This is a genomic window from Bifidobacterium sp. W8110, assembly GCF_016101375.1.
Lineage (GTDB): Bacteria > Actinomycetota > Actinomycetes > Actinomycetales > Bifidobacteriaceae > Bombiscardovia > Bombiscardovia asteroides.
This window is the reverse complement of the sequence record NZ_JACFQO010000001.1, coordinates 58704-75369: the sequence shown is the minus strand read 5'-3', so window position 1 is coordinate 75369 and position 16666 is coordinate 58704. Positions and strand designations below refer to the sequence as shown.

16 protein-coding genes are annotated in these 16666 nt (G+C 60.0%); 6 read left to right on the top strand and 10 right to left on the bottom strand.

Going from position 1 to position 16666, the window contains the following annotated elements:
• The first annotated feature begins 74 nt into the window (after window positions 1-74).
• Window positions 75-1127 (top strand): LacI family DNA-binding transcriptional regulator, encoded by a 1053-nt coding sequence (locus H3T88_RS00305; protein WP_198203178.1) that lies wholly within the window; start codon window positions 75-77, stop codon window positions 1125-1127.
• 81 nt (window positions 1128-1208) lie between these two features.
• Here the strand turns inward: H3T88_RS00305 and H3T88_RS08595 are convergent, their stop codons facing one another.
• The 10 genes from H3T88_RS08595 to H3T88_RS00255 form a co-directional block, all read right to left on the bottom strand.
• Window positions 1209-1631 carry a Fic family protein gene (locus H3T88_RS08595; protein ID WP_332461007.1) on the bottom strand — a complete coding sequence of 141 codons (423 nt, stop codon included), beginning with the start codon at window positions 1629-1631 and terminating at the stop codon, window positions 1209-1211.
• Window positions 1559-2743 carry an RNA-binding domain-containing protein gene (locus H3T88_RS08590; RefSeq protein ID WP_232347037.1) on the bottom strand — a complete coding sequence of 395 codons (1185 nt, stop codon included), beginning with the start codon at window positions 2741-2743 and terminating at the stop codon, window positions 1559-1561. The genes H3T88_RS08595 and H3T88_RS08590 overlap by 73 nt, the downstream gene beginning before the upstream one ends.
• A 214-nt stretch (window positions 2744-2957) precedes the next feature.
• Window positions 2958-4466, bottom strand: a complete 1509-nt coding sequence (locus tag H3T88_RS00290) for a sensor histidine kinase (protein ID WP_198203177.1) — start codon at window positions 4464-4466, stop codon at window positions 2958-2960.
• The gene (locus tag H3T88_RS00285) at window positions 4454-5185 is read right to left on the bottom strand and encodes a response regulator transcription factor (RefSeq protein WP_198203176.1); all 732 of its coding nucleotides are present in this window, start codon (window positions 5183-5185) and stop codon (window positions 4454-4456) included. The genes H3T88_RS00290 and H3T88_RS00285 overlap by 13 nt, the downstream gene beginning before the upstream one ends.
• Before the next feature lie 131 nt (window positions 5186-5316).
• Entirely contained in the window at window positions 5317-6141 is an 825-nt protein-coding gene (locus H3T88_RS00280; RefSeq protein ID WP_198203175.1) for an ABC transporter permease, read from the bottom strand.
• Window position 6142: 1 nt separating this feature from the next.
• A complete protein-coding gene (locus H3T88_RS00275) occupies window positions 6143-7000 on the bottom strand; it encodes a hypothetical protein (protein ID WP_198203174.1) in 858 nt (285 codons plus the stop codon).
• On the bottom strand, window positions 6997-7692 hold the full coding sequence (locus H3T88_RS00270) for a lantibiotic protection ABC transporter ATP-binding protein (RefSeq protein ID WP_198203173.1): 696 nt from the start codon (window positions 7690-7692) through the stop codon (window positions 6997-6999). The genes H3T88_RS00275 and H3T88_RS00270 overlap by 4 nt, the downstream gene beginning before the upstream one ends.
• Before the next feature lie 206 nt (window positions 7693-7898).
• Window positions 7899-8663: a hypothetical protein gene (locus H3T88_RS00265; protein WP_198203172.1), complete on the bottom strand. Its 765-nt coding sequence runs from the start codon at window positions 8661-8663 to the stop codon at window positions 7899-7901.
• A gap of 2 nt (window positions 8664-8665) precedes the next feature.
• On the bottom strand, window positions 8666-9445 hold the full coding sequence (locus H3T88_RS00260; protein WP_198203171.1) for a multidrug ABC transporter permease: 780 nt from the start codon (window positions 9443-9445) through the stop codon (window positions 8666-8668).
• Complete coding sequence (locus tag H3T88_RS00255) at window positions 9442-10584, bottom strand: ABC transporter ATP-binding protein (RefSeq protein ID WP_198203170.1); 1143 nt, start codon at window positions 10582-10584, stop codon at window positions 9442-9444. The genes H3T88_RS00260 and H3T88_RS00255 overlap by 4 nt, the downstream gene beginning before the upstream one ends.
• A 651-nt stretch (window positions 10585-11235) precedes the next feature.
• Here H3T88_RS00255 and H3T88_RS00250 point away from each other — a divergent pair.
• The 5 genes from H3T88_RS00250 to H3T88_RS00230 all read left to right on the top strand — a co-directional run bounded on the left by H3T88_RS00250 (window position 11236) and on the right by H3T88_RS00230 (window position 16492).
• Complete coding sequence (locus tag H3T88_RS00250) at window positions 11236-12306, top strand: iron-siderophore ABC transporter substrate-binding protein (protein WP_198203169.1); 1071 nt, start codon at window positions 11236-11238, stop codon at window positions 12304-12306.
• A 91-nt stretch (window positions 12307-12397) separates the two neighbouring features.
• Entirely contained in the window at window positions 12398-13402 is a 1005-nt protein-coding gene (locus H3T88_RS00245; protein WP_232347036.1) for a FecCD family ABC transporter permease, read from the top strand.
• Window positions 13403-13446: 44 nt separating this feature from the next.
• Window positions 13447-14463, top strand: coding sequence for a FecCD family ABC transporter permease (locus tag H3T88_RS00240; RefSeq protein WP_198203167.1), 1017 nt, complete (start codon window positions 13447-13449; stop codon window positions 14461-14463).
• 5 nt (window positions 14464-14468) lie between these two features.
• Complete coding sequence (locus H3T88_RS00235) at window positions 14469-15368, top strand: ABC transporter ATP-binding protein (protein ID WP_198203166.1); 900 nt, start codon at window positions 14469-14471, stop codon at window positions 15366-15368.
• Between the two features lie 152 nt (window positions 15369-15520).
• Complete coding sequence (locus H3T88_RS00230) at window positions 15521-16492, top strand: siderophore-interacting protein (RefSeq protein WP_198203165.1); 972 nt, start codon at window positions 15521-15523, stop codon at window positions 16490-16492.
• The last annotated feature ends 174 nt before the right edge of the window (window positions 16493-16666 follow it).

Genomic DNA, 16666 nt, shown 5'->3' with positions numbered 1-16666 from the left:
CCGGCGCTACCGGCAGGTAAGCGTTAGGCTGGTTTTATGCGATAATCACGGTCAGCAGGAAGGAATCCGACACAATGTCGTCCGTACAAGACGCAGCCGTCCCGGCAGGCAGAGGCAAGGTCGGCGTTGCAGACATCGCCCAGAAAGCCGGGGTCTCGCTGGGCACTGTCTCCAATTATCTGAACTACCCTGACCGCGTCTCTCAGACTCTGAAAGAACGCATCAGCGCAGCAATAGACGAACTCGGCTATGTGCCCCGCCCAGCTCGTGGAGCCGCGGCCCTGACCGGACAGTCCACCATCGGCATCATCATGACCGATATCGAGCATTCCCTGTTCACCTCCGTATTCGAAGGGGCTCAGGAAATCTGCGAGGACAAGGACATGCAGCTGATAGGCACCAATGCTTATTCCGATTCGAAACGCCAGACCAGCCTGCTCAAGCTCTTCTACTCACTGGGCGTCAAGGGGGTTATTCTCTGCAGCGTAGTGGACTGCACCGCTGACTTGGAGTGGGCGGCCTCGGTCAAGCTGCCCGTAGTGCTGGTCGATCATGTGGAGCCCAGCAGCAAAACCAAAAACTGCAGCGTCCTGGAGAACAACCTCGCCGTAGGGCAGATGGCGACCAGGCATTTGCTGGAAGCTGGATGCCAACACATCGCCTTCGTATCCCACTCCTTCGACTATCAGTCCATATACGACCGCTATACGGGGGTTCAGCGGGCCATGCGAGAGCAGTCCCAGGCCAAGTTGTCAATCATCGACTCACACGGAATCATGATAGAAGACGGCTATGAGGTCGGCTGCGAGATCAGCCAGCTCCCGCCTACGACAGTCCCTGACGGCATCATTGCCGGCACCGATGTGCTCGGGGTGGGAATCATCAATGCCCTGCAGGAGAAGCACAGATATCGCGTACCCGACGACATCAAAATCATCGGCACCGAAGGTGCCCGCACGGGCAACTATCCCAAGGTCCCCTTGTCAGTCGTCGCTGCGCCCGGCGTCGACATGGGCCGCAAGGCCGCAGCCCTCTTGATGGACGAGTTCAGCAACTCCCGGCATGTACACGGCTCTGTATTGATTGAACCGATTCTGGTGGAGCGGGATTCAAGCCGGGCGGCATAATCTCGAGGAAAAGACATTCACCATGTTATGACCCTGCTTCATCATGGCCGCCCGGCAATGCCTGCCCTTACGGTATGCCATTCACGGCTGCTTCCCCGAAGACACTTCAGAGAAGGAATCATTGGCCACATATCGTTGGTACTTGCTCCGGGGTCTATCGGGAAGCGTCATGGAGAGTGCGTTTTCTACGAGCAGCGGCTCGATGTACCGCCTGCGGACGTAGTACTTGCCTAACCCCAGCGCATGCGCAACACTCTCGAGCGATTGGGGCTCCTTGCAGAAATCGAGAATCCTGTCTCGTATTCCAATGCTCTTCTTCGCAGGATCTGATACTGCGGTTCCGGACCAAGGAACGTTTGCTTCCGCCGCACCAGCACGCTCCGGCACAGAGTAGAAGCGCACAGTGAAGGAAGCCTGCCGATCCTGAAACTCTACAGGCTTATATCCATACTGTTTGGCCTCCTCACGGATAGCCGGAATCCCTGAGTGCCGATTCTCCGCAATCCCCTCAATCTCCAGCAGACTGACCAGAGTAGGGTTCCTGGTCTGACTATTGGCAAAGCCCAAGTCGTTGATGCTCTCTGACCGCCATATACACCACCAGGATTCCAGCATTCAAGACGATCGGCAAAGAGCGTCAATCTGACCGGCGTTCCGTTGCAGTATGGGCCATAGTCACGATGCATCAATGCGTTGGTCAGGATTTCCCTGACTGCGGTTTCGGGATACTCGGGAATATCAGTGCGCACCCCATCCCTGATCACCGTTCTGGTTCTGCTGTTACGCCGCACGAAGGCCATGGCATCCGCAAGCATGCGATCGATGGACCCTTCAAAGCGCTGATTGTCAAGGAACCGCTCTCCCCCAAGACCAGTTCCGGCCTTGGCTCCCGGCACAACCACAGCGGTAATGCAGAGGTTCGGATACACCTGCTGCGGATATTCGCCAAGGGTCATCAGACCTGCAAGAGTGGGAGATCCACGACGGCAGACACCTGATAGCTCCAGGATCTCGTCCTCATTCCTTCTGGCCAGGAGCGGGCGTTCCCGCTGTGCGCGACTAATGAAATCATGACGTTTTCCTGGGTTCAACATATCGGAATCGGCCTGAGGGTCTACCGATACATCGTCGCGCCGACCGTCCTTGAAAGTCTCGATCTCATACAGCTGCGTAGGCGTCATGCGGGCATCGGCATCCCCGATCCGGGTGTAGCTGCCTGCGCTGATGCCTGCTGTTTTACGGTAGACAGGCCTCTCGCCCATGGGTTTGCCGTTGACGTAAGCCGACACCACGGGCTTGCCGTCAATCAGGCTTTCGCTATAGACCGGTTTGACCTCGGGATACATCTCTTTGCCCTGTGCCGTTACCGCCTTTTCCAGCTCCTGCGCGTCATGGACGCCGACAACCTCGAATCCAAGGCTTTCATCCAGCCCGAATACGATGATGCCGCCCTCGTTTTGGTTGGAAAACGACGACAGCGAGTCATACACCTTTGGAGTCCCCTGGCTGGCGGCTTTGACTTCTATCGATTGGCCTTCACAACCCTTGCGCTGAATCGAACGCACGACCTCCTCCAGCGACAGATCGCTTTGTTCAGCGTCATCTGATTGTTGCATACAGGCCCCTACAAATTGATAATCTCTGTGATCTCTATCATACAGATTTACTAAAGAAAGGCAAACTTTAGTAATCAATTACTAAAATGATTACTAAAAAATTGATGTTTTTATAATTATCGGCCCATGGTCAACACTATTTCCGGATCTTTATCAATGTGCAATTCTTAACCGGACACGGAGTTTGTAGTAACCGATATTCACCCTGCCCCAGTCACTGCACTGGCAAAGATACAGTGACTACTGCGCCCTGGCCACTTGCTGCATTGGCCAGGGTCAGACGGCCTCCAGCACTCTCTACAGTCGACCGCGCTGCAGCCAGGCCGATGCCATGGTGGCCGCCGGAGCCGTGCCTACTGCTATCGGCCTGATAGAGCCATTCCGTGGCATGGGCTAGAGCCCGGCTGCTGAATCCTGGACCCTGGTCACGCACAGACACCACCAAATCGCGCCCGCCCTCCTGGCCATCCTCCAGCCTCCAGGTCAGCGTCACCAGGCCTTGGTCCGGAGAATAGTCAGCCGCGTTGGCGACGATATTCATGATCGCCCTGGCAAGGTCAGCATCATTACCGGAAACCCGTCCGGCATCGGAACCCAGGCGGTCATCCCTCTCGAGTCGCAGACCTCGAGCATTGAGGTACCCCTGGGCCTGGTTGTCGACCATATCTCTCAAGGCAACTGTCGTAACCCCGGATCGCTCTGAAGCGGTGCCCACGGAACCCTGGCTGATGGCTTGGGCATAGTCGGCCATCTCGCGGATGGCATCCTCAATGGAGTCCAGGTAGGACTGCTGCTCCTGGCTGAGTCCAGTCTCCCCCAGCAGGTCCGCGTTGCCTCGCATGATGGTCAGCGGTGTCTTCAGGTCATGTGCCAGGGCCGCCACCTGCCGACGCTGGGACTCCTGGGCCGTCCAGGTCTTCTCCAGCGATTCCCTCAACGTGACGCGCATCCTGTCGAAGGACCCCAGCACCCGGTTGATCTCCAGCACGTTGCTACGGGGCAGTGAGGCATCCAGATCCTGATGCCCTATATCGTCAGCCACCTGGTTGAAGACCTTGAGCTTGGATGATATGACATGGGCCGCCCGCAATCCGACCGACAAGAGGGTGAGCAGCAAAGCAACCCCGTAAGATGCCAGCAGAAGATTCTGAGGATTGGGATAGCGATCCCGGGTCTGCCTCGATGCCCACTGCGGCTGAACCCGATAGGCCAGGACGCATGGCCGCCCATCGGCTGTGGCATAGACGACGTAGGTCGCATCCGGCTTTGCGCTTGTCGCGAGGGGTCGCCCTGACTTCTTTGTCCGCTCTTCCGATGGCTTAGATGCTCTGTGCTCCCGATGGTCGGTCGCCAGCTGATCGGCCTCGCTGGCCATGCCGCCCTTCATATCTCCCCCCGTGGGACGCCCATGATAGTCATAGGTCCGATACCAGTAAGCGGCGGGAATCACGGATTCGTCAATAGCGGTCGAACGGCCGATGGATCGCCCCACCTCCTCCAGATGCTGCTCGCCATAGTTGGCCCAGAAGAAGTCACCCCTGGCCCCCAGGTTTATCCAGATCATATAAATGCCGGCGAATAGCACAGCCAGAATCAGCAGCACATAGAGAAAGTACCTGATAATTAGCAGAACGATGGGCATTCCCCTGCGGCTTGGCCGGCCCTTGCCGTCGAGGCTCTGTTCCATCGGCGATTCGGGCACGCCGTCGGTCAGGCCACCCATTGGTAACCCACCGACCAGATGGTCCTGATAGGGTCCACCCCCAGAACCTTGAGTTTGCGCCGGGCATTGCTCAGATGCACTCTGACCGCAGCCGTGGCATCGCTGTCCGTATCATCGGAGGCCGGATCATCCTCTGCAGCCAGGCAGGCCTCCCATATCTGCATGGGCGCGTAGGCCCTCCCTGGATGCTCTGCCAGCAAAGCGCATATGCGGTATTCTGCATCCGTCAGATTGGCGTTGCGCCCGTCCACCCTGATCTGCCGCGCCTGAAGGTCCATGTCCAAGGGGCCGAAATGCAGGAGCGGGCGCCCGCGCCGACTGCCCTGAGACAGCCGGGCCCTGACCTTAGCTCGAAGTTCAGCAATACCGAAAGGCTTGCGTATGTAATCGTCGGCGCCCAGACCATAGGCCAGGACCGCGCTGACCTCGTCAGTCTTGGCCGTCAGGAAGATGATCGGGCAGGATACCCGGTCTCTGATGGAAGTTAAAAGGGCAAAGCCGTCCAAGTGTGGCATCATGACATCGCAAAGGATCAGATCGACCGAAGACAGGTCCATGCTTACGACCTTCCGCGACTCGTTGACCACAGTCACGGCATAGCCGTCCTTGGACAGGGCAGCCATCAGCAGGGTCGTGATCCTTGTATCGTCGTCCACCACCAGGATGGATGCCCGATGCCGATTGCTCCCGGGGGAACCTTCGGCGTGCACGTCAGCCACGATTGGCTCCTTTTCTGCGCTTGCAGACTCAGCCCACCCGCTTTCGAGAATGAACGCCTTGTGGACCAGGTGTCTTGCAAGCCTGATTCCTAGAACAGATTTCTCACGGACCGGATGCCCTGCAATCCAGTCTAATCGCTGACCTTGCGCCGATCCTCGAACCTGTCGATCCAAAGCAGGAGGGCCAGGCCCAAGGTCAGAGTGAGGACCAGGCAGGGGACCAGATTGTCCACAGCCGTCACGCCAATTGAAGCACGCAGACCCTCCCCTCCCGGCATGGTCAAGGCCAGAGCCTGTTCGATTCCCAGGGAGCCGAACCTGGTAGGCCAGGTGAAGGGTATCCACTGGCTGATCCCAGGAGTGCTCTCGACACCGGATAAAGTACGGCCGTATAGACCATTGAAAAGGCCGCCAAGGGAACTGATGGATATCCCCGTGCCAAGGACCCCAATGGCGATGGTCGTGTTTCTGCCAAAGCGCAGGGCCAGAGCGATGGAGAAAAGGTAGAGGCAGAGGGAACCACCGGCCATCCCCAGGGTGGCGAGCGCGACGGCCGTGATTGGTGCACCCGCTCCGCCTGCCAAAGCCACGGATAGGCAGTATGCTAAAGCCGCTAAGGCAAGAGCCAGCAGACCCAGCAACCAGAGCACCAGGACCTTGGCTGCCAGACCCAGACGGCGGCTGGGGATCCCCAGAAGATTGGCCATGTCGCCGGCCTCCCGCTCAGTCTCAATGTTTATGGCAACAACGATAGTGGCCATCAGGGGCATGAAGGCGCCCAGAACCTGGAAGAAGGCATCGGTCTCCAGACCAGGATCATAGGGAGCTGCAGCGAAGTAGGCGCCACAGACGAGGCCGGCCGCCAGTCCGCAGACGACATGGATGGCGATAAGCACAGATCCTTGCAATCTCACGACTTCCGAGGCCACGACCCGGCCGACTGTCATCCCAGCCATGTCAGTTGGTCTCCTTCCGCGAGAACCAGATGCCCGTCAGGACGGACAGGAGCAGGAACCAGACCAGACAGGCCACCAAGGCCGTCAGGCTTTGCCCGCCGAAGACGGATAACGCAGCCTTGATGGGACTGTTATCTTCGGTCTCCAGAGGCACACCATCAGGCATGACCTTCATGAAGGGCACCGGCAGGTTGATCATGGCAGCGGGCGGCAGGAAGGGCCATAGCCGTATGTTTCCCCAGAAGGTGATCGAGACCAGCAAGTCCACCATGTAAGGCAGGCCGAATCCGATCAGAACGCCGAACCTGGCGGTCAGTGCCAGTCCCGTCGGTATCATCCAGGAGCAGGCCAGGACCAGCATCAGGGCGCTGACTATAAAGTCGACTAGGGAGGGTCCCCTGACCCTGGAGACAGCGACCATGAGTGCCGAAAGGCCCAGAGCCAGCAGGGTGGCGAGGCCGACCAGAAGCAGGCAGTAGACGATCTTGGCCCACCAGACCATAACGGGCGCGGCGGGCAGGGACAGGGTGGTCCTCCACCGTTGCTTTCCGTCGATGTTGGCCACGGCAACGCTTATCAGGGCAATCATGGCAGGAAGGAGCAGAACATACCAATAGTTGACCCAGGAGGGCATCCAGATGTGCAGTCCGAACGCGAAGCAAGCCACGATGACAATGAGCACTAGAGGGAAAGCCAAGGCCATCCGCCTGGGCGCAGCCGACCTGCCCTTCATGATCTCCGCTGCCAGAATTCTGCCGAAGGGGATGTCTCTTCCCCGTGTTCTAGCCTTTGTCACGGCTCGAGCGTCTGAAGTAGCCGTATTCTGCTGGATGAGTTCGCTGGCATTCCCCTTGTTCATTGCGACCTCCTGAGCACGTCCATGAACAGCCCCTCCAGGTCCTCCCCGGCGTGCAGTTCATTCTCGTAGGCCAGGCGGCCATCGGCGATGATGCCGATGTGATCCGCCAGGATCGACACCTCCGAGAGGATATGGCTGGAGACGATCACGCTCATCCCCTGCTGCGGGAAGCTGCGGATCATCCCCCTCAGCTCCTCGATCCCCAGCGGGTCCAGCCCGTTGGTGGGCTCGTCCAGGATCAGCAGACGAGGGTTGGTCAGGATGGCGTTGGCTATTCCCAGGCGCTGCTTCATACCCAGGGAGAACTGTCCGGCCTTCTTGGAGCCTGTATCGGTAAGTCCGGCAATGGAGAGCGCCTGGTCGATCCGCTCATCGGGCAGGCCAAAGAGGGTTGTGCGCACCTTGAGGTTCTGGCGGGCCGTCAGGTTTGGGTAGACGGGCGGCTGCTCGATCAGGGCGCCGATGTCGTAGAGGTCCCGGCGCGACCAGGGGTGCCCATCCAGAATCATCGATCCGCCAGTAGGGTGCAGCATGCCTGTAACCATCTTCAGTGTGGTGGACTTGCCGGCCCCGTTTGGACCCAGGAGCCCGTAGACTCCGCCCTCAGGGACATGCAGGGACACTTGGTCGACGGCCCGCTGTCCGTGGCCGAAGACCTTGGTCAGCCCCTCGGTCCTCAATATGTAACGCATGGTCAGCTCCTATTCGTTTCCTTGTAGCAGGAGCCAGACTAAAGACCGAAAATAAAGAAAGATAAAGGAGCCGAAACGGATTCTCACGCTGACATAATGTCTTGCTAGACGAACACCTGAGACAGGAGGGAGGGGTGCATGCACGCACACAGCCGCTCCCGCCTTCTACGTCCGTTCATGGGACAGCCAATCGCCGCCGGATTGAATCACAACCTCAGGTGTGCGCCTGACCGTATTCTGTGCAGGGCCACTACAGAAGCCACCAGACCGATGGCCACTTCCATCAGACCCCTGACGGCTTCAGCAAGGAGGACCGCCGTCCAGGATAGGCCATAATCTCCCACGGCCTGAACCGTGACCCCCAAAGGGAGGATGGTTGCGATCCAACGAAGTGGGGCCGGGTAGGCTTCGGCAGGCACGACCACACCCACAACCACTGGCAGAAGGACAGTGACCGCATTCAGCGGGGCGAAGGAATCCGCAGTCAGCAGGCCGAGGCCACCTACAAGGAGTCCCAAGGCCAAACCTGCAAATAGGGCGGTGGGCAGGAGGCTCAGGGCCCGGAGAAAATCGGACGGGCTGTGTCCGACATTCAGGACCAGGGTTCCGGCCAGGGCGACCAGCCCTGTGAACGAAGCAGCCATCACACCCGGAAGACCCAGGCCAATCCAGTAGGCCAGGTCCATCGGACGGCGTATCAGGATCTGTGGGATGATTCCCTCCTCCCTGTCCATGGTCATACCGCTGGCCATGACGGTCGCCACCTGGCAGGCCGCAGCCACCAGACCACCGGCGTATCCGATGCGAGCCAGGGCGGGGGAGTTCAGGCTTCCTCCGAGCATGAGCTGGCAGGCCACGTCCAGAATGGGGACAACGACCAGGGATACCAGGAGGGCCAGGGGGCGGCCAGCAGGCATGGAAGAGCGCCAGCTGACATTGGCTACGGTAAGCATCCTATGAATCCAACTCACGGTCAGATCACCTCGATTGTGCCGTCACGCCTGGCTCTGGCCTCGGAAATGCCAGCAAGGCGGGCGGCCAGGCTGATCCACAGGAGGAGGGCCACCAGCCAGCAAACCAGGTCCCACCAAAGGATGGAAACCCCTGGATCGGATGCAATGCAACCTGCCTTCATGATGGACAGGGCAGGCCGGGTGGGGATCAGATTCTTCAACCCCTCTCCCAGGTCAATCGCTCCCGCCTGACCCTCGAAGACCCCTGACAGAGCCATACAGGGAACAAGAACCAGGCCTTCATAGGCCGTGGCATATGGGGTCATCACAAAGAGACAGGCCACCGCCAGGGCCATGACCAGGGCCCCCAGCCAAATCAGAGGCACTCCCAGGACCAGGCCCGGCCAATGCTCCCCCAGCTCGGCGGGTGGGAGGGCACCCGGTCCTGGAATCAGCCAGGCCACACCGGCTAGAGGAAAAGCCAGCAGGCCAAAGGTAGCGGTTGAAGAGATCAGGGCCAGAATGGCAGGCCGGAGGCCGGACCTGCTGACCATGAGATGAACCAGGGTCCCCTTGCGCCGCTCGAAACCAATCAGACCTGCAGCGGAGGTGCAGGAGGTCCATAGACCCATGACGGCCAAACGGAGAAACCCCTGGTAGGGGTCAGATCCCCAGGCCCTGACCCCCAACCGTTGGACCAGGCAGGTTGAGAGGGTGGCTACCAGGAGGATCTCAATGAAGTAGGTGGTTCTGGTGTATTCGCGTAGTTGGAAGGCGGCCTCCCTGAGCATCCTCATCATAGATCCGCCTCCGCGCCTGGGCGGGCGGCCAGGGTCAGGAAAGCATCCTCCAGACCTGCGGGCCTGACCAGGAGGTCTGCCGGACAGTCGAGAGATCGGTCCGCGAAGAACCGGGCCATTTCTCGTCGGAGACGGGTCGGCTCTGCACCGGCAGATCCCGACCCCTTCTCCGAGGCTCGCTTCCAGAGGATGGAGACCATCCAGTCGGGGCCTGATGGCCGTGTGAGGACCACACCGCGCCGACCGACCCAGTCAATCAGGATACCGGGGTCGGCCAACTGGTCCGGCCTCAGGGTGAAGGAAGCCACCCAGCCAACGTCGGCGAACCGCCGGACGGCCTCCAGGGACCCATCGACCAGAATCCTGCCCGAATCGATGACGGCTATACGGTCGGCCAGTTCCTCCACCTCCTCCATGCCATGGCTGGTCAGAAGGATGCCCACCCCCGAATCCGCCACCGAACGGATCAGACTGCGGATGCGCAGGGCCGTGCCCGGGTCCAGGCCATCAGTTGGTTCGTCCAGGAGGAGGAGTCCGGGGGAACCCAAGAGCCCCCTTGCTATATGGAGGCGCTGGGTCTGGCCCCTCGAGAGCTCATATACTGCATGGCGCTCCTTACCGTTCAGACCCACCCCTTCCAGGACACGGCCGATTTCACTGTCCCTCTGCCGGTAGGGCACATCGGCCAAGTCGGCGAAGAAGCGCATATTGGCCATCACCGTGGCCCTGGGATAGAAACCCCTGTCCCCACCGAGCACCAGCCCCAATCTCTTCCGGGCCTGGCTAGGATCAGCCAGGGCATCCACCCCGTCCACGCTCACCTCGCCACGTGTAGGAGTTAGAAGTGTGGAAGCGATTTTGACCAGGGTGGTCTTGCCGGCCCCGTTCAGACCGACCAAGGCCTGTATCTTTCCCCGGTCCACCTTCAGGCTAATGTCTGATAAAACTGTTTGGGGTCCCTCCCTCCGCCTACTTTGCCTTCCGGCGAAGGACCGCCAGACGTGGGAGAGGGCCAGGGCCGGACTCTCATCATCTCCGGCCTGCGGATACCTGCAGCCTTCACGTATACCTGTGTTGGAATGCTTGATGAAATCAATCAAAATAAATGCCGTTTCCGTGCTCAGTGCTTGCAAATCCATGTGCACCCAGACCGGAATCGAAATCAGAATCGAACCAATGCGGTCCGGAGTACCACGAGGGACGCCTCACAGGGGCGCCAGACCGGGCATAACGGAGTCGCCGCCCCTATGGGCGGCTTGAACCAGCGGGCCTACAGAGCCTAAAGGGCTTCAGAGGACCCTGCCCGGAATCAGCTTCTCGCAAAGGAAGCCGGCAGTCATATGACTTCACCATCCACTGATAATCAAAGGTCGCAGGGAATCGGGACCGCAAGGGCCCATCCCCATGCACGTATCCAGGCTCCCGCAGGAGCCCGCTTGCCACTATACACCGGGCCGGGGTACGGTTCCCCGGCCGATGACGACGATCGCAGAGGACCGCCTTTATGCATCACGTCCAGTGTGAACCCGTCTGAAAAACCTTGATATACGCCGCACAGAAGTGGTTGGGAACCGTGTAAGGAGCGGCAGAGAAGACTGGGTTCATTAGGCTACCCATGCCCTTGATCAGAAAGACGCTGGGATCGGCATTTGCCTACCGCCTTTGCAGATGCTCCGTTTAACACATGCAACCGAGGAAATCAACTCTTTTCTTCCCGTCGGGCCGATGCTACATCTGGTACCTGGCTCTGGTGCACCATGCCAATTCGACAGCACGATCAAAGGAACCACATGCACATTCGACCGCTCCTTTCCCTCACTCGATTCAAGCGCACTATCGCAACCATCCTGGTGCTGGCAAGCGCCCTGTTCTTCCTGGGCGCCTGCGGATCGGGCTCGCAGGCGGGCCAGTCCGGCCAGCCAAAAGCCTCGGAAGAGCAAGGCTCCTTCCCCATCAAGATCGACCACGTCTACGGCACCACCGCCATACCCTCCAAGCCCAAACGCATCGCCACCGTCGGATGGGCCACCCCCGACAACCTCATTGCCTTGGGGGTCGTGCCGGTCAGCATCCAGAAGAATGCCTTCGGCAAGACCGTCGATGGAGGATACCTGACCTGGACCAAGGATGCCTTGGATGCCATGCATGTGGACAAGGCGGATATGCCCAAGCTGCATGACGAATCCGACGGCATCGATGTCGAGGCCATCGCCGCATCCAAACCCGATCTGATCATCGGCCTGCTCTCCGGCATGACCAAGAAGCAGTACGACACCTTGAGCAAGATCGCGCCCACCATCGCCTACCAGAAGGTGGCCTGGGGAGACCCCTGGCGCAAGGTCATCACCGCTACGGCCCAGGCCATCGGAGAACCCGAAAAGGGCAAGAAGCTGATAACCGACCTGGAGGAGCGCATCGCGAAGGCCGCCGAAGCCCACCCGGCCATCAAGGGGAAGACCGGGGCGGTCATGTATTTCGATGCCTCCAAGCTCTCCAAGTTCAGCGTCTACACCACCTCCGACGCCCGGCCGCAATTCCTGAACGACCTGGGCCTGGAGACTCCCGAATCCATCAAGGAGGACTCCAAGAGCACCAAGGACTTCTACAAGGAGATCTCCTCCGAACACGCCGACAGGTACAAGGACGTCGACATCATCGTCACCTACGGCACCCCGGACCTGCTTGAAGCGATGCGCAAGGACCCCCTCCTCTCCAAGATTCCCGCAGTCGAGCGCGGATCCGTCGTGGTCATCGACAACGACAGCGAAATGGCCAACGCCCTTGACCCCTCGGCCCTGTCCATCCAGAAAACAACCGATACCTACGCCGGGCTTCTGGGCGAGGCTGCCGCCAAGGTCTGATTCGGCCCCGCAGGGAAGGGATGAAAGAGGAAGAGGGGACGCCGATATGCGGTCAGAAATGACACCGCGCCCTGATACTCGACAGGCCGTCATGCATCGCAAGAGAACCGGACCCATGGTTTTGTCCGGGCTGATCCTGGCGGCTTGTCTGGTCATGATCTGCGCCCTGTCCCTGGTTTTCGGATCCCGTTCCGTCAGCCTTTCCGACATCCTCAATGCCCTGTCCGCCTCCTCGGATGACATCGCGGTCTCGGCCATCCGCCTGAGAATTCCCCGCACCGTCCTCGGCCTCCTGGTCGGTGCCGGGCTCGGGGTGGCCGGGACCCTGATGCAGGGCATATCCCGCAACCCACTGGCGGACCCGTCGATTCTGGGCTTCAACACGGGGGCAGCTCTTGCAATCGTCTGCTCCATGGCCTTCTTCTCCCTTTCAACACCAGCCCAGTATGTCTGGGTGGGATTGCTGGGCAGCGCGATGACCGCACTGGTCGTCTGGGCTATAGGATCCCTGGGTCCATCCGGCCCATCGCCCCTGCGGCTGACCCTGGCCGGTGTCGTGATCAGTTCTGTACTGGGGTCCCTTACCTCCGCCATCCTTCTGCCGCGCGTCAACGTCATCAGCTCATATCGCTTCTGGCAAGTGGGCGGAATCTCGGGCGCCCGGTTCGACCTCATGATGCCGGTCCTGCCTCTTCTTGCTCTTGGGCTGCTGCTCGCCGTCTGCCTGACGCCCGGAATCAACGCCTTGACCCTGGGGGACCAGATGGCCGAAGGGCTGGGGATGCACGTCGGACGTGTCCGCAGCCTGGCCTGGCTTGCGGCTATACTCCTCTGCGCCTCATGCACGGCACTAGCAGGTCCAATCGGCTTCGTCGGGCTGGTGGTTCCCCATGTGGCACGACTGCTCATAGGACCCGACTACAGGCGAATCATGGCCCTGAGCATTCTTATCGGTCCCCTCCTGGTGGTTGGTGCCGACGTGGTGGGCAGGATAATCACCCGTCCATCCGATGTGGAGGTGGGCATCGTCACAGCGCTGATCGGAGCTCCCGTATTCGTGGTTCTGGCCGGACGCAGAAGAACCGCGGAGGTATAGGCATGGATGCTTGTCTCCTTTATGATTCGGCTAAATCCGACACGATGACCAAACTGCAGCGGATACGACGGGCCCATGCCATTCGTTCGTTGACGGTCACCATCCTGCTTGTGATACTCCTGGTCGGGCTTGCGCTGGCCGATCTGGCCCTGGGACACCGCGCCTACTCCCTGAGCGACCTGCTTGGAGCGGTTTGGGGGCGGTCAGACGAAGGAACCAGGTTCGTGATTCTCCAACTGCGCATGCCCCGGACACTAATTGGCTGTGTCGCCGGCATCGCATTCGGCATGGCCGGGATTGGTTTCCAGCACCTCCTGCGCAACATGATGGCCAGCCCGGACATCATCGGCATTACTGCCGGAGCCAACACTGCTGCCATCGTCGGCATTGTCGTATTGGGTCTGTCGGGCATGCCTCTGGCCTGCCTGGCGGTCATGGGTGGTCTCCTGACAGCCCTCCTGGTCATGGCCCTGGCCTGGCGCGGTTCGTTTGACCCGACCCGGCTGATACTGATCGGCATCGGAGTAGCCGCAGGGTTCAACGCACTGGGCTCCTGGCTGATGATTCGTAGCGACCAATGGAACATCCAGGCTGCGACCAGATGGCTGACGGGCAGCCTGGCCGATGCCCAGTGGACCGATCTGCCGATACTGGCGACAATAACCCTGTTTGGCGCCATGCTCCTGTTGGCACTCGACAGAAATGTCAGCACCCTGCAACTAGGGCAGGAGATGGCCGCAGGACTGGGCGTCAGGGTAAGTCGTGTTCAGTTTCAGGTGATTATCGTAGGCGTGCTGCTCCTGTCCGTCGCGACGGCAACCACCGGTCCCATCTCCTTCGTTTCGTTCCTCTCCGGCCCCATCGCCACGGTCCTGGTCGGCCGGGGAGCATCAGCCCTTATCCAGTCAGGCCTGGTAGGGGGTTGCCTGGTTCTGGGTTCGGACATCGTCGCCCAACATCTGCCCTCGGCCCAGGTGCCGGTCGGCATCATCACCAACATTGTGGGCGGACCCGTCCTCATCGCGATCATGGTCCTCATGACCCGCAGACAGGAGCTCTGAACATCATGACATCACCCCCGTCAGTCGACTCCTGGAGCAGCGCACACAGGCTGTCCGCCTCGCACCTGCGCCTCACCTATGGCGGGCATACGGTCATCGAGGATCTGAGTCTGGATATACCCCCACACACGATGGGGTCCATCATCGGACCCAACGGGTGCGGAAAATCAACCTTCCTCAAAGCCCTGGCCAGGATTTTGAAACCGGCCTCGGGGACCGTCATGCTAGACGGAGAACCCATCACCAGCATGCCCACCCGCAAGGTTGCGACGATTCTGGGGCTGCTGCCGCAGAACCCGTCAGCCCCCGCCGGCATCACCATCGCCGACCTGGTCGCTCGCGGCCGATACCCTCACCACCACTTCGTCGAACGGTGGACCACCAAGGATGAAAAAGCGGTGGAGCGGGCTCTCTCCCTGACCGGACTGACCAACATGGCGGGGTGTCCAATCGACCGCCTGTCCGGAGGCCAGCGCCAGCGCGCCTGGATCGCCCTGACCCTGGCCCAGGAGACCGACATACTCCTGCTCGACGAGCCGACCACTTACCTGGACATCGCCTACCAACTGGAGGTCCTTGACCTGCTGGGCACCCTGAACAGGCAGGAGGGCGTGACGGTGGTCATGGTTCTCCACGACCTGAACATGGCCGCCAGATACTCGGATTGGATCCTGGCCATCAAGGATGGCCGGACGGCCGCCCTGGGCGCTCCCGACGAGGTCATGACCGAGAACCTGGTCAGAGAGGTATTCGACATCGCATCCACCGTGGCGAAGGACGAATCCACCGGCGCCCCGATGATGACCCCGGCGCCCCTCCATAGCCTTGAAGCCCACTCTGGCGGGGCTCGTAATGTACACGTACACTGGGATGACTCGGCAGGACGACACCAGACAATCCGATGATGTAAAACCTCTCGTCCCGCCCTCCACATCACTTACCCCGACATCCCGAACCGCGAAGTCTCAAGCCACAAAGTCACAAACTGTCACAACCTGAACGACGACAACCCGACACCAAAATCGACCTATAAACCTCAACCGAAAGAGAGCCAGCCGTGGAACGCCAAGCCAACAATCATCCTGTACCCTTGATCTCCTTCCGTGTCTCCGTAGCCAGAGCAGAAACGCTCTCGCCCCATTTCAAGCGAATCGTCTTCCAGGGACCGGATCTGAAGATTTTTGCAGACGCCGGGTACGATGAGCGAATCAAAATTCTTTTACCCCTTCCCGACGGATCCGTGCCGCCCCCTTCCTTCTTTGAGGCGACCCCTGAGGATCCGCTCGCCTGGTACCAAAAGTGGAGGACCCTGCCCGCAGAGAGTCGCAATCCCATGCGCACCTATACGGTTCGCAAGGTCAGGCCCGAGAGCGAGCAAATAGATGTGGATTTCGTCATCCACGATCATGCCGGACCTGCTGGAGCCTTTGCAGAGGCTGCAAAACCTGGCGACCAGGCCATCATCATCGGCCCCAATGCACAGGCCGGGGGACCGGTCGCGGGGATGGATTTTCACCCAGGCCAATCCAGACATCTCCTCCTGGTGGGCGACGAAACGGCGGTACCGGCCATCGCCGCCATAATGGACAGCCTGATTCGTGACCACTGGCAGGGAGAAGGGGTGGCATTGATCGAAGTCCCGGCCGAAGAGGATCGTCTTCCGCTGCCCGAACTCGAAGGAATCCGCATAATTTGGACGACCTGCGACGAATCCGGTCATGGACATGCCCTTATCGAAGCCATGCGCAACCTCTTGGAGGACCTGCCGATCCATTCGCCTACGGCCGTAGCCGATGAATCCTCCAAGGAATTCACAGAGGTCGATATCGACAAAGAGCTGCTCTGGGAGACTGCCGATGCCACCCAAGCCGATGCCTCCATTCGTGCCGACGACCTGTACGTCTGGATCGCCGGAGAGGCGGCCACCGTCCGCGAGCTGAGGCGCATGCTGGTCAGAGACCGGGGAATGGACCGGCGCAGCGTCTCCTTCATGGGATATTGGCGCCAGGGCCGCAGTGAGATGTCCTGACCCTCCGACCCAGTGAGCGGGCGACCTGCCATGTGCGGACAACCCACTCCAGTCTTTCTTGACCTACGAATCAGAGAGTGATCACACGAACCCTTCTGACTATGTGAGTATCAGGCCATGGATTACCGAGTTGAACCTCGCCACAGCACCTTGCAGGACAGATGAAGAGAAACC